Consider the following 12,755-nt stretch of genomic DNA (forward strand, 5'->3'; position numbering starts at 1 on the left):
TTACGGAGCAACCAGCGAACGGCGCTCACGATCCCATCGCCAGAGCCGTTCGTTGGTCAGATGAGCGCCGCCCCACCAGCGACGGATCGGGTTGTGCCGGCAGAAGTCGTCTTCCGCCTCCACAACAGCCTGCCCGAGCTCGGTGAGCGCAACCTTGCCGTTCTTGTAGCGAACCCAACGGGCCTCTTCGCCCTTCTCGAATGGAATGTCGCCGAGACCAAGAACGAGCGGCTCCGGGCACTGCGCCAACTCGTCGAACAGGTCCATCGCCTCGCGCTCGTTGAAGATCTCGCGGATATTAGCCGCATAAAGGACTTCGCGCGGGTCGGTGCATCCGTTGGCGAGATATTCCAGCATCCTCTCCTCGGTGACGCCGAGTCCGTTCAAGCTATCTGGCAGCTCTTCGAGCAACGCAATCATCGCGGGCCGAAGCCGCGGCAGGATTGTCGTATCCTGCAGCAGCAGCTCGAAGCAACCTTCCGGCGTCGGAGCGCGGTAGGCCTGCCAGGCCCTGCTGGACAGCGCGAGGTGGCGATCCGTCATCTTGAACGCAGGCAGCTTCCACGCGGCAAGCGAATCCGGGCGGTAGTTCGCGATCCTGTCGTCGGACTGAACCAGGCTCAGCTTCGAAGTCACCTCCTTGTAGGGACGAAGGACGTCGAGCAGCCAGACGAGGATGAGTTGATCGTTGGCTTGCGGATCGACCCAAAGCTCGATGGAATCGAACCGGTCACAGAACTCGATAAGGCCGTCATTGCGCTTGGTGGATCGACAGACCCCCGCGCGGCAAGAGTGGTCAAGCCAATGTTTGCCGTCAGCATCATGCTTGGCCGAACGCGGCGCCACCAAGGTCGTCAGCTCCGCCTCGGGCGGCAGCATCCCCGGGACGAGGCGAAGGTCGAAGCCAACCACCTGGTTCGCCAAACGCGTCGGCTGCAATCGATAGGCCGAAAGATCATTCGTCGTCAGGATCAAATGAGACACGGTCGCCTCGCAATTGATAAGCAATTACACGAACGCTTTGAGCCATACGCACGCATCAGGCAGGCGCAACCAATGCATGGCTGTCACGATCCCACCGCCAGAGCCGTTCGCTGGTCAGGTGGGTTCCGCCCCACCAGCGATCGATCGGGTTATGCCGGCGAAAATCCTCTGATCCCGCCAGCACTGCCTTTCCAAGATCGGTCAGCGACAAGCGGGAATGCTTGTATCGTGCGTGACGGCGCGGATCGTTGTGCATGTCGAGCGAGAATGGCCCCTCATCCAGTCCTGACACGGGAGGCACCGGACATCGCGCGAGTCCATCGAGCAGCGCTCCGACTTCCCAGTAATGGAAAACGCGCCGCTCATTGCGCTTCTGGTGACCTGGGAAGACGTCGAAGGGCTGCACCTCGCCTGGTGCAACTAACTCGAGTATCCGTGCTTCCGTAGCGCCAAGTCCGGAGGTGACGCTCGGAAGCTCTTCGAGGAGACCCACCACGCACTGACCGGGTTGCGGCAGCAGGCTTAAATCTGCTTCGAGGAGTTCGAACCAGCTTTGCGGCGCCGGCGCGCGATAGGCTTGCCACGCACGACCGGCCAGTTCGAGGTGATCTTGCGTCAGTCTGACGGCTGGCGGATCGAGCTTCGCAAGTCGCTGTGAATCGATGTTACCGATGCTGATGTCGAGGTGACGCATCACGAGCTCGGAGGCCGCTATGCCTTCGCTGCGACAATGGTCGAGCAGCCAGAGCAGGATCAATTGCGCATTTGGCTCTGGCCCCATCCACAACTCGACCGACTCACATTCGGCGAAAAGCTCGATTAATCCGCGATCCTTCACTCCCGATTTTTCGCGGCGCCAGGGTGGCGTATCGTCCAGCCAATGAAGGTCGTAGGGCTGCGTCGTACGCGGCGCGAAGTACGCTTCAAGCTCTGCGTCGGATGGCAGCGGCCCCGAGACAAGCCGACGATTGATCGCGAGCCCGAGATCGCCCAGGCCTACCTGTTCGAGGGCGCCGGCTGCTGAGGAGCCTGTTGTCAGAATAAGCCGTGTCACGCTCGCGGCCTCAAGGCTTCGTCAAGACAGAACCGTAACGCCACAGCCGGTCGTTGGTCAGCCGCGTACCGCCCCACCAGCGGTCGATCGGGTTGTGACGGCTGAAATCTTCCCTGCCCGCCAGCACCGTTCTCCCGAACGCCGTTAGCGACAGCCTGCTCCGCAGATAAGCCTCATGACGGTCCCTCAGGTTCTCACGGTCGATATTTCGCAGCTCATCGTCAAGTCCCGCCACCGCAGGTCTCGGACCTAACGCCAGTCCTTGCAGCAGCCAGCCCAGCTCAAACTCGTTAAAGACACGCGTGCGGCGAAGGTCTCCGAGATGGAACAGCGCGTTCGTCCGCTCGTAGCCCCGCGCAATGAGTTCGAGGAATCGCATCTCCGTCGCGCCAAGCCCCGTCGAATTTGACGGAAGCTCTGCCAAAAGGTCGATGAAGGCCGGTCTTAGCATCGGCAAGGCACTCAGATCCCTGTGAACGAGATCGATGCAGGCCTCCGGTGTCGGCGCGCAGTAGGCCTGCCAAGTCATGCTTGCTGTTTCAAGTTCATTTGCGGTGACGTCGACATCGGGGATGTAGGACAGCGACTTGCCAATCGCCTTCGCGTCCTGCGCCATCAGCCTGAAGGCGATCAAACGTAATTTTGTCTTGGCCACATTTTCCGGGTGAGAACGGAGATGATCGAGCAGCCAGATCAGCTGAAGCTGATCATTCGGGGTCGAATCAAACCACAATTCGATGACGTCGTAAGGTTGGCAGAACTCGACTAGCGAGAGATGCCTGCGATCTTCCGCTGCCGGAGACCATCGGCCAACGAAGTCCGACCAGTGCTTCCCCGGCCCGAGCGCCTCGAAGTGCGCGCCGACATAGACTGCAACTTCGTCGAGAGGCGGAGGCCCATCGACAAGACGGAACGTGAATGGGACAACGACCTCGGCAAGACCCGAGCGCATGAGATCGAAGCCGGACGAACTCGTCAGGATCACATTTTTCATGGCCCCACCCCAACGCAAAACGAAACAGGCGCCGAAGACGTCGGCAACTCAACGTCCTCAGCGCCCGCTCCTCGCGAAAAACTCTATCCGGCTTGAGGCCTACTCGTCCGCCGGCTCCTCGCCGTCGGCGTCGCGCTCGGGGCTGCCGGCGAGAATCTGCTCGGCGATCAGGCCGGAGTTCTGGCGGATCGATGTCTCGATCTTGGCGCTAATGTCGGGGTTGGCCTTCAGGAACGCTTTCGAATTCTCGCGGCCCTGGCCGAGACGCTGGCTGTCATAGGAGAACCAGGCGCCGGACTTCTCGACGATGCCGGCCTTGACGCCGAGATCGAGGATCTCGCCCATCTTGGAGACACCCTCGCCGTACATGATGTCGAACTCGACCTGCTTGAAGGGCGGCGCCAACTTGTTCTTCACCACTTTGACGCGCGTGGTGTTGCCGACCACCTCGTCACGCTCCTTGATCGCGCCGATGCGGCGGATGTCGAGGCGGACAGAGGCGTAGAACTTCAGCGCGTTGCCGCCGGTGGTGGTTTCCGGCGAGCCGTACATCACGCCGATCTTCATGCGGATCTGATTGATGAAGATCACCATGGTGTTGGACTTGTTGATGGAGGCCGTGAGCTTGCGCAGCGCCTGGCTCATCAGCCGGGCCTGGAGACCCGGCAGCGCATCGCCCATCTCACCCTCGAGCTCGGCCTTTGGCACCAGTGCGGCGACCGAATCGATCACCAGCACGTCGACCGCGCCGGAACGCACCAGGGTGTCGCAGATTTCCAGCGCCTGCTCGCCGGTGTCCGGCTGGGAGATCAGGAGCTCGTCGATGTTGACCCCGAGCTTGCGCGCATAGACCGGGTCGAGCGCATGCTCGGCGTCGATGAAGGCGCAGATGCCGCCCTTCTTCTGCGCTTCGGCCACCGTATGCAGCGCCAGCGTGGTCTTGCCCGAGGATTCCGGCCCGTAGATCTCGACGACCCGCCCCTTCGGCAGGCCGCCGATGCCGAGCGCGATATCCAGCCCCAGCGAGCCCGACGACACCGCCTCGACATCCATCGAGCGATCGTTCTTGCCGAGCTTCATCACCGAGCCCTTGCCGAACTGCCGCTCGATCTGGGAGAGCGCGGCGGCCAGAGCTTTACTCTTGTCCATGGAGGATCCTTCGACGATACGCAGCGCAGTGGTGGACATCGGGTCGTGCTCCTTATGACGAGGATTCGCTAGGGGGACAAACGATTGACGAGGCGGGCCGGCGATAAAACCAATGTACCCCATTTGTTCCAAGTTCGCAATATGTTCTTTTACAGTCCGTATTTGATCCCCAGTGTCCTAAGTTGATTTTGGGAGTGTCCTAGTTTGATTTTGAGGACAGAAGCGAACTAGTACTCGGAATCAGAGCTGAGTGATACGGCGGCCTTTGAAACGGCGTTGACGGACCTTTTTCTTGGTCCAGATGAAGGGCTCGGCTTTGTCATTGTAGGCGTTGACGTAGGCATCGATGTGTTCCTGAAGCTGGTTGAGGCTTGTGAAGGAGGTGCCGCTAAGTGACTGCCCCTGCAAGATCGAGAACCAGACCTCGACCTGATTGAGCCAGGACGCGCTTGTCGGCGTGAAGTGAAATTGCACGTTGGGGTGGGCCTTGAGCCAGGGCTCGTTCTTCTTGTGGGTGTTGAGGTTGTCGAGGATGACGTGAAGCTTTCGGCCCGGAAAGGCCGCGGCGACACTGTTCATGAAGTCGAGAAACTCGACGCGGCGACGGCGTTTTGAATGCGTCGCGATGATCTTTCCGGTGGCGACTTCAAGCGCCGCAAACAGCGTTGTCGTGCCATGCCGCTTGTAATCGTGGCTTTGGCCGGTCAAGGCGCGGCCATTGGGCAACTTCAGGTAACCCTGCGCTCGCTCCAAGGCCTGGATCGAGGGCTTCTCGTCCACGCATAGCACAATGGCCTTCGCGGGCGGGGCGACGTAGAGGCCGACAACATCGGCGGCTTTGGCCGTAAAGTTCGGGTCGTTGCTCTCGCACCAAGACTTGCGAGCCGCGAGGTCAATCTTGTGGCTGCGCAGGAACCGCCAAACATATTGGACGTCAACATCGCCGAGCGCCTCGGCCAGCAGAGGGCCGGTCCAGCGCGCAAACCCTTGCGGGGCCGGCTTATCCAGCAGCTTCAGAATCCGCTTGTCGGTGACCTTCGTATAGATCGGCTGCTTGCCGGGCCGCGGCTTGTCTTGCAGCCCTTCAAGGCCATGATCGGCATAGCGGTGCCGCCAAAGGCTGACAATCCGCGGCTGGACTCCGACTTCTTTGGCGATCGAGCGGGTGCTGCGCCCATCCGCCGCCAACAGAACGATCCGCGCTCGCTTCAAATCGCGCTGCAACGTCACCGGCGAGCTACAACACGCCTCAAGCACCTTGCGATCTTTCCGCGAAAGGTGGACTTCTCTTGCTTCGGGGATCATCCATATCTTGAATCACGACTCACGATCCAAGAAAAGTGGGTACTAGGTCAGCGTTTCCATGGTTCGAATCATATCAGGCTGCATCGGCAAGCTTATAGGACCAGGTGTGATGACGGGATGGCGATTGACGTCGTCGATGCCGGCCATGATGCGTCCCTTGAGTTCGTGCTTTGATGTCACTCGGATGTGACGCAGGACAGAGCGGGCAAACTTGGAGAAGAAGCCCTCGATGAGGTTGAGCCAGGAGCCGTGCTTTGGCGTGAACGTGAAGCCGAAGCGGCCTGCCGGTCGGGTGTCGAGCCAGGCTCTGGTTTCCCTCGAGATGTGTGCCGAATGATTGTCGAGGATCAGCTTGATCGCGGTGCTGGCCGGATAGGCGGCATCGAGAAGCTTGAGGAATTCGATGAACTCGCGGCTGCGGTGGCGATCTCTGACGAGCGCGTGGACCTTTCCGGTGAGCAGATCTATCCCGGCCAACAGGCTGAGCGTGCCATGGCGTTTGTACTCATGATCCCGCGCAAAGGTGGCGTGGATGCCGGGCTCAGGCGGCAAATCCGGCGCCGTGGTCGCGATGGCCTGAATTCCCGGCTTCTCGTCGCAAGAGACGATCGCCACCGGTTTTCCCCGCTTCTTGGATCTGGCAGGGGCTTTTTTCAGGACATCGACTTCACGATAGACGCACAGAACCTCCGCCATCTTCTGTTCGAACGCGGCGTCGCGATTTTCAAGATAGTAGCGCACCTTGTGCGGCTTGATTGCCTCTTGGCCGAGAAGCTTGCACACCGTGCCTTGAACCAGACGGGCGAGACATTCGTGCCCCGCCGCCGGTCCGTGCTCGCGCGCATGACGGGCCAAAAGCCGCGTCGTCCACAGCTCGTGTGGATAGCCGTGCTCCTTGGCCTTGTCGCACGCCAAAGACACCAACCAGGCCTTGGCCTCAGGCGTGATCACCGGCTCCCTGCCCGGTCGCGGTCGGTCGTCGAGTGCCGCCAGTGCGCCGTACGCCACGGCTCGCTCGACGCAGCGTTGGACCGTCTGATGGTGCACGCGAAGCCGTTGTCCCACGGCAAAGAACGATGGCTGTTCGAGGTAGGCGAGCAGCATCGCTGCCCGCGACACCCGGCTCGCCGGTTCCGTCCTCGACCGCGAAAGAGCCGTCAACACTTCAGCCTCCTCATCGGTCAGCGCCAACTCGACCGCTTGCCGCCACTTCGCCATGACGCCACTCCTCGTTCAGCCAAACACAAACGAGGAATCCCGCAACAAACCATCCGTTCCATCAGTGCCAATTTCATAGAATCGGTCGTCTAGGGTGTTCCATTGGCGGAATATCCCCCTTCAGATGTCGCTAGAGCCAAAGCTGCCCTTCCACAAGATCAACGGCTTCGCTGAGGCCGCCCTTGCCGTGGTGTTGGGATTTGTCGCTTGGGGCTCTTACGGATTTCCACACTTCGTGGAAGTGGCGATTGGATTCATTGCCATCTGTTGCGTCGGCGCCGTCATGTGGAAGAGGTCACAACCCTAGTGCGGGAAAGAGGCCGCCTCAGTTGGCGGCCTTTTTGATTTTTCCCGATCCGCCGCATTTCGTGCAGGGACGAAACTCAATCTTTTCACCAAGGTGAACCGGCTTCATGCCGGTGTCTCGGCCCGTCCCGTCACACTCAGGGCAGTGGTATTCGACTTCCTTCTGCTCGGTCATGTGTGCCTCTCACTGTTCAAACTTACTTAAACGTGTATTTTTTAGCAATGCTTCTTATCCAGACGGGTCGGGCAAAACGGTTTCGCAAGTATTCAATCACCCTTGCGATCATCTTCGCGCTGTCGGGAGCTTTTGCGGCTCTGCTGACAGTGCATTGGTACGTCCTGCCACCGCGGAAGTAGACGCTGTCCCGCTTCCCGCTTCAGAGAAAGGCAAGGTCGCCACGTGTCGCCCTTCGACTGATGATGACGCGCATCAAAGACGCAGCCGCCGGGCGCCGTCATCATTCCGCAATCCTGCGGCACCGAACCTTTCCGCGGTCACTGGCATTCTTGGGGGTGAGACCGCCACAGTGGGACTTGGGTCATGACGGAAAACACGCAGCATGGTGTCGCTCGGCGCAATCATTTGCTGGAGGCGGCACAGGAGGAGATGGTGAAGTTCGAACGGAAGGAAAACGAGTTCCGCAAGAAGGACCGCGAAGAGCGCGCCGCCGAACTCCACCTTCCCCTAGGCGAGATCAAGGTCCATTAGGCCTGCAGACGGTTTCGAATCTGATCGAGGCGGCGCCGGCGATGGGCAGACAGCGCCGGTACCCGTCGGGAATAAGCGTCGCAGAAGTGGCCGTCAGGAGCGGCCGCCCGTTGATTTCGAGGATCCGGGCATTGCGCGTCGGGATGCGCCCCGGAGCGGGGTCATGCGCGATCAAGGCATCTAAATACCTCAACTAAGCCATTGATCGCGCAACAAAATCGCCCAGCGCCCTACTGTGCATGGGGTTGTTTTCCATTTTTTGAAAGACGCGGCGGCGTCCTGGGTGCCACCCGGGATCGGAGCGCCTGTTCGCCCGGCCCTCCCGCTGCCGTCTCCCGGCCTGCACACCTGCCCGCCCCTACATCAGCGCCAACAGCACGATGCCGATCACCAGCACGACGAAGCCAGCCGCCGTCGCGGCGGCGAATGACCGCTCTACGTTATCCATGATGCCACCCCGTTGTCGGCGCGCCACGTTCCCCCATGGCTTCGCCGAACAGCCAAAATCTCGCCGACGGGTGTGTCGTAAGTTGTGCAATCGGGTGTTCGAATTGGGACGTTATAGCACTTCAAAAAGCGCCTTCCCTTCGTCATTCGTGACGACGCGTTCGGCCGGACCCGCAACGTCCGCGCTATGCCGGATGCACTGGCTGGACGCAAGGTTACGCCAGCTTGCGTAAGGCGGCCTGTAAGCCTGTTCGTCTAGCGTTGCCTCGCTCGGTGGACCAACACCGGGCCTCCATACCCAGTCGACGACCCCGCTCGGCCCCGAGCGGGGTTTTCTGTTTGCGGACGGCATTCATCCCAGCGGTCCGGATCCGATTTGCCGGCTTGTCAGTCTGTCGTAAGCTGAGCCGGTTACGATTCTCTGGCTATGGTGTTGCAGCCCAGCACCTCAGCCTCCAACAACCTCTCGCCCCGCTTGGCTCTCCCCAAGCGGGGTTTTTTCATGCGCGCTCGCCGGCTCACGGGCTCCCCTCCTCGCGCGTCAGCCGCAACGCGAACCATCGGATCGCGGGTGCCGCCAAGAGCACGATGGGAAGCATCCCGGCCCATGCGATCAGCCATGAGATCATCCAGTGCTGAACGAAGAGCATCGCGCTCGACGCGGGCAAGCTGGCGATCCCCGCCGCGATCAGCGAGGTCAGGCCGGACTGGATGAGGCCGAAGACGAAGTGACTGTAGCGACGGGGAATGCCGAGCATGATGCGCCATGTTGCTTGCCGTCATCAGGCCAAGCAAGGCACGTGCCGTGGATCGCACCCAGCCACGCTTCGGCGCCTCCTGCTCGATTTGCATCGCGTCGTTGAATCAGTGCTGCGAGTTGGCCAGCGATTCGTGCCGCCCCGCCTCCGAGCAACCGGGCTGGCCCGACAAACCTTCGAACCGCCAGAAGGTCACGAGGCTGGTTTCGCCGCAATGCTCGCAGGCGAGCTTTTCGTCGCCGAGCATGTAGCGTCCGCGCCTGAACGTAAGGGAAGACGCGGGCTGCTGGCAACGCGGACAAACCAGCGAGAAATTCCGCGCACCCAAGCGCAACACGAGATGTTTCAGCCACACGCCTCGCTCTTTCCTGACATCACGCTCGCGCCGCCCTTCAACAGCAGAGCATAAATGCTCCGCACGCAAAAGTGGAAAAGACTCGAAGCGCGAACTCATCTCAATCGAGCCGCGACAATAACCTCGCGCGGTTACGGTTCCACGAATGCGCGCCAGAACCCGCGCCGCGGCTTACTCGCTGCGAAACCGCGATGGGGAACCACATCGATCAATTCACGGAACCGCAGGATGTTCCGAGATTTCGTGCGAGGCCATTCATGCCGTCACCAAAGGAACTTCGGCAAATTCGATCTAAGCCGTGGTTCTCCGACCATGAACAGAGTTCCTGACCGCGGACCTGCATCGGCAGCCCTTTCGGAATCCGATTTCGTTTGTTTCGGACCGCGCGCGCTTTCAAGATTTCCATGAACTCTCCAAGGCTTACCGGAAAATTTCACTGATCGGCGGAATATTATGATGCCCAACATGTTTCTGGTCATGGTAGGCCGATCGTGGAGGTGACCATGAATCACAGGGGCGTCGAGTTCACCGTTACCAGGACGGCGATTCCGGGAGGCTGGCAGTGGCAATTCCGCGTCGGCGACCAGATCAAGTCCGGCAAGACCGAGACCAAGATCGATCTGTTGGCGATCCGGCGGGTGCAATTGCGCATCGATCGGGAGCTGAAGGCCATCGCACGGAAGACGGTCTGAATCGGCGGGACTGAGACCGAGGTTTGAAGGCGCTCTGGTGCGCCGCAGGACGCTATGGCTCGCAGGGAGCCTCGGCGTCCATCGGGCCTATTCCGTAGACGCCCGGAATTGATCTGCCAGCGGTTTGGGATTGGATTGAGCGCCTTATGGCCCTGGGGACGCGGCCATCACGCGATCGGTGCCAGCCATGCCGCTCTATTTCTTTCGAATCCGGAACGGCCGTTATTCCGGCTGCGCGGACCATGCGACGGAGTTTGCCGATCGCGATTCGGCCTGGAAGGAGATGACCAATTTCTGCGCCGACATGGCCGCGGGCATCTCCCGCAAGCTCCAGGAAAACTCAGAGTGGCACATGGAGCTGCTCGACGAAACCAAAGAGCCTGTGTTCCGGATCCGTATCGTCGCGGAGTCCTTTGAGTAGGTCCTTGAACCCGATCTAGTCGGCGCTGGGCAGCCGCCGCATGGTGAATTCGATCTCGCCGCCAGGCAGTTCGCGCCAGTGCTCGACTTCGCTCATGTAACCGGCCTTGGGGTAGCGGGCGAAGAAGGCCTGCGCTCTTGCCCGCGCCGCCGCGCGCGGCAAGGTGAAGCTCTCGCGCAGATAGCCGTCGCCGGTCTGTTCGGCCGACTTGCCGCCCGCCTTGCGCCGGCGCGCCATCCGCTCGGCGAGATCCCGCGGCCGATCGGCCATCTCTTGCCTCCTCTACGCGACACTGTTCGGGAATGTAGTAAGCAGGCTGGCTGAAGAGGAGTCCCGATCGGAGACGTAAGCCACCTCCGGCCGGGCATATGCTCAGTTGGCGGCTGTGCCGGTCTTGGTCTTCTTGGGCGCGCTGGTCGCGGCCGATGCCTTGGGTGCGGGCTGCTTCGGCGGATCGGAGCGCATGCCGCCCCAGGGATCGTTGGATGCCTTGGAGTCGGGAATCTTCTTCAGCGTTTCCTTGTAGGCCTTATCGCGCTCGGCCTCCGCGGCCTTCTCCTCAGGGGTCTTGCCCGGGCCCTCCTGCAGCAAATTCAGATTGGGCATTTGCGCATAGGCCGGTCCTGCCAGCACGGCCAGCACCACCGCCGCCATACGGAAAAGCTTCATCATCCACTCCTTGGTCTTCGATAGAAGGGCGGGTCACCCCGCCCCTTGTCATCCTTGTCACATCCCGGTCACGACCTTGGGGTCGCTCGGGGCCGCATGGCACGCTAGAGCCGGTCAGATCTGCACGATTTCGGCGCGTTCAGCCAGTCGTCCCAGATCGGGCCGCATTTGGTGCACCCGTTCAGCGCGAGCCCCAGCGCGGCCAGACAAAAGACCAGGACACATCGACGCAACATCGTCCACCCCATTCCCAAGCGCGGCATCATAGGGGGCTAAGTCAGGCATTTTCAAGCCAACGCACCTATGGAGACCGGGTGACTTTGCCGCGCCAATGCGCGCAGAATGACCGAAACGTCCGGCAACAATGGGGGAAACGACAGCAATGTCATCGCAGCCAGAAGCGGAATTCGGCATCGCCGACGCCAGACGCATACTCGGCGAGGTCTTCGCGCCCTGGGTCCAGGATCTCAACCTTTCGGTCGACCGCATCGAGCACGCCCCGCCACCGGATGCGCCGGACTGGCAACCGGACGCGTTGCTGCGCATGGCGTTTTCGGATCGGCTGTGCCGTCACGGCGGCGTGGTGTGCGGCCAGGCGCTGATGGCGCTCGCGGATACCGCGATGGTGATCGCGATTCTGGCCGCCAATCGCGGCTACCGTCCGATGACCACCGTCGACCAGACCACGCATTTCATGCGCGCTGTCTCATCGTCCGACGTGCTGGCGGACGCGCGCGTGGTGCGGCTCGGGCGCACCATGAGCTTTGGTCGCGTCACCCTGCTATCGGCCACCGACAACAAGCCGGTCGCGATGGTATCGAGCGCGTTCGCGATGCTGCCGGGATAAGCATGATCCGAAAAGCTGAGAGCCGCGTGAACGCCAAGCGTCTCGCGGCTCTCGATGGAGATCAGGCTCAAGGGGAAACCGAAGCGCGGTGCCGACCGCGCTTCAGCGGTTACTTGCCGAGCACTTCGTCGGCCGCGGTGACGATGCTCACCGTCGGATTTTTTCCGCAATAGGTCCCGAACTGCTTGGCGTTGTCGACGAACACGTCGGTGTCGATGATCGCGTTGTCCTCGTCGCCCTTGTACCAGCCGTCCATCCAGGTCAGCACCAGCTTGATGGTGTCGTCGCCGCTCTCGAGAAACTGCTTGCAGCTCATGGTCGAGAGATCGAGCTTGGTGGCGTGGGCGGGAACGGACGACAGCGAGAGAGCTGCGGCGAACAAAATCGAAAGCGTGGTCTTCATCAATATCTCCATCGGCGCGCGGCGCCATAAAGGAAGGCTCGTGAAGGAAAGTCGGCGGAGAGACCCTCCGCTTCAGTTTCGTAAACGAAGTGTAAAGCGCTGTGCAAGTAGCGCCAGTATTGAGTTTAGTTCAACGTAATTTCTATGCGCTACTTCACAATCATCATTATGGAATAACGCGAATGATCGAGAAACGCGCGGCGCAACGGCACCGTGTTTTCAAGGGCGGCACGATCACCTTTGAAGGCAGCGGCATCGCGTGCACGGTGCGAAACATGTCGGCGGGCGGCGCCACAATCGATCTCGAAAACCCCGTCACATTGCCGCAATCGTTCACGCTGTCGATTTCACGCGACAATTTCGTACGGAATTGCCGCCCGGTGTGGCGCAGCGACAGGCGCATCGGCCTCGCCTTCGTGCAATTGCGCGCAATATGAACGACGG

General features: G+C 60.9%; 17 protein-coding genes. 5 read left to right on the forward strand and 12 right to left on the reverse strand.

The annotated features are described in order from the left end of the window. The 7 genes from IVB18_RS33600 to IVB18_RS33630 form a co-directional block, all read right to left on the reverse strand. The gene (locus IVB18_RS33600) at positions 1-984 is read right to left on the reverse strand and encodes a hypothetical protein (protein ID WP_247984603.1); all 984 of its coding nucleotides are present in this window, start codon (positions 982-984) and stop codon (positions 1-3) included. 55 nt (positions 985-1,039) lie between these two features. After that, the gene (locus IVB18_RS33605; RefSeq protein ID WP_247984604.1) at positions 1,040-2,038 is read right to left on the reverse strand and encodes a hypothetical protein; all 999 of its coding nucleotides are present in this window, start codon (positions 2,036-2,038) and stop codon (positions 1,040-1,042) included. Between the two features lie 10 nt (positions 2,039-2,048). Beyond that, a complete protein-coding gene (locus tag IVB18_RS33610) occupies positions 2,049-2,771 on the reverse strand; it encodes a hypothetical protein (protein WP_346732569.1) in 723 nt (240 codons plus the stop codon). Positions 2,772-3,131: 360 nt separating this feature from the next. Further along, positions 3,132-4,220, reverse strand: a complete 1,089-nt coding sequence (gene recA, locus IVB18_RS33615; protein ID WP_247984606.1) for a recombinase RecA — start codon at positions 4,218-4,220, stop codon at positions 3,132-3,134. Between the two features lie 201 nt (positions 4,221-4,421). Beyond that, positions 4,422-5,486 carry an IS630 family transposase gene (locus IVB18_RS33620; RefSeq protein ID WP_247984607.1) on the reverse strand — a complete coding sequence of 355 codons (1,065 nt, stop codon included), beginning with the start codon at positions 5,484-5,486 and terminating at the stop codon, positions 4,422-4,424. A 42-nt stretch (positions 5,487-5,528) separates the two neighbouring features. Next, on the reverse strand, positions 5,529-6,704 hold the full coding sequence (locus IVB18_RS33625; protein ID WP_247984608.1) for an IS630 family transposase: 1,176 nt from the start codon (positions 6,702-6,704) through the stop codon (positions 5,529-5,531). A 325-nt stretch (positions 6,705-7,029) separates the two neighbouring features. Further along, a complete protein-coding gene (locus IVB18_RS33630) occupies positions 7,030-7,185 on the reverse strand; it encodes a hypothetical protein (RefSeq protein WP_247984609.1) in 156 nt (51 codons plus the stop codon). Positions 7,186-7,551: 366 nt separating this feature from the next. On the opposite strand from IVB18_RS33630, the gene IVB18_RS33635 reads away from it, so the two are divergent. Next, positions 7,552-7,719, forward strand: coding sequence for a hypothetical protein (locus tag IVB18_RS33635; RefSeq protein WP_247984610.1), 168 nt, complete (start codon positions 7,552-7,554; stop codon positions 7,717-7,719). A gap of 965 nt (positions 7,720-8,684) precedes the next feature. Here IVB18_RS33635 and IVB18_RS33640 read toward each other — a convergent pair. Both IVB18_RS33640 and IVB18_RS33645 read right to left on the reverse strand, forming a co-directional pair. After that, positions 8,685-8,924 carry a DUF2798 domain-containing protein gene (locus IVB18_RS33640; protein WP_247984611.1) on the reverse strand — a complete coding sequence of 80 codons (240 nt, stop codon included), beginning with the start codon at positions 8,922-8,924 and terminating at the stop codon, positions 8,685-8,687. Between the two features lie 106 nt (positions 8,925-9,030). Next, on the reverse strand, positions 9,031-9,378 hold the full coding sequence (locus tag IVB18_RS33645; protein WP_247984612.1) for a hypothetical protein: 348 nt from the start codon (positions 9,376-9,378) through the stop codon (positions 9,031-9,033). Between the two features lie 404 nt (positions 9,379-9,782). Here IVB18_RS33645 and IVB18_RS33650 point away from each other — a divergent pair, with 404 nt between their 5' ends. Both IVB18_RS33650 and IVB18_RS33655 read left to right on the forward strand, forming a co-directional pair. Beyond that, entirely contained in the window at positions 9,783-9,971 is a 189-nt protein-coding gene (locus IVB18_RS33650; RefSeq protein ID WP_247984613.1) for a hypothetical protein, read from the forward strand. A gap of 187 nt (positions 9,972-10,158) precedes the next feature. Further along, complete coding sequence (locus IVB18_RS33655) at positions 10,159-10,392, forward strand: hypothetical protein (RefSeq protein WP_247984614.1); 234 nt, start codon at positions 10,159-10,161, stop codon at positions 10,390-10,392. A gap of 15 nt (positions 10,393-10,407) precedes the next feature. Here IVB18_RS33655 and IVB18_RS33660 read toward each other — a convergent pair whose 3' ends face one another. Both IVB18_RS33660 and IVB18_RS33665 read right to left on the reverse strand, forming a co-directional pair. Next, the gene (locus IVB18_RS33660) at positions 10,408-10,662 is read right to left on the reverse strand and encodes a hypothetical protein (RefSeq protein WP_247984615.1); all 255 of its coding nucleotides are present in this window, start codon (positions 10,660-10,662) and stop codon (positions 10,408-10,410) included. 102 nt (positions 10,663-10,764) lie between these two features. Continuing rightward, entirely contained in the window at positions 10,765-11,061 is a 297-nt protein-coding gene (locus IVB18_RS33665; protein WP_247984616.1) for a hypothetical protein, read from the reverse strand. Between the two features lie 382 nt (positions 11,062-11,443). Here IVB18_RS33665 and IVB18_RS33670 point away from each other — a divergent pair, with 382 nt between their 5' ends. Then, complete coding sequence (locus IVB18_RS33670; RefSeq protein WP_247984617.1) at positions 11,444-11,908, forward strand: PaaI family thioesterase; 465 nt, start codon at positions 11,444-11,446, stop codon at positions 11,906-11,908. 109 nt (positions 11,909-12,017) lie between these two features. On the opposite strand, the gene IVB18_RS33675 is transcribed toward IVB18_RS33670, so the two are convergent. Beyond that, positions 12,018-12,311 (reverse strand): HdeA family protein, encoded by a 294-nt coding sequence (locus IVB18_RS33675; RefSeq protein ID WP_247984618.1) that lies wholly within the window; start codon positions 12,309-12,311, stop codon positions 12,018-12,020. 182 nt (positions 12,312-12,493) lie between these two features. Here IVB18_RS33675 and IVB18_RS33680 point away from each other — a divergent pair, with 182 nt between their 5' ends. After that, a complete protein-coding gene (locus IVB18_RS33680; RefSeq protein WP_247984619.1) occupies positions 12,494-12,748 on the forward strand; it encodes a PilZ domain-containing protein in 255 nt (84 codons plus the stop codon). Positions 12,749-12,755 lie beyond the last annotated feature (7 nt).

It is taken from the genome of Bradyrhizobium sp. 186, from assembly GCF_023101685.1.
Lineage (GTDB): Bacteria > Pseudomonadota > Alphaproteobacteria > Rhizobiales > Xanthobacteraceae > Bradyrhizobium.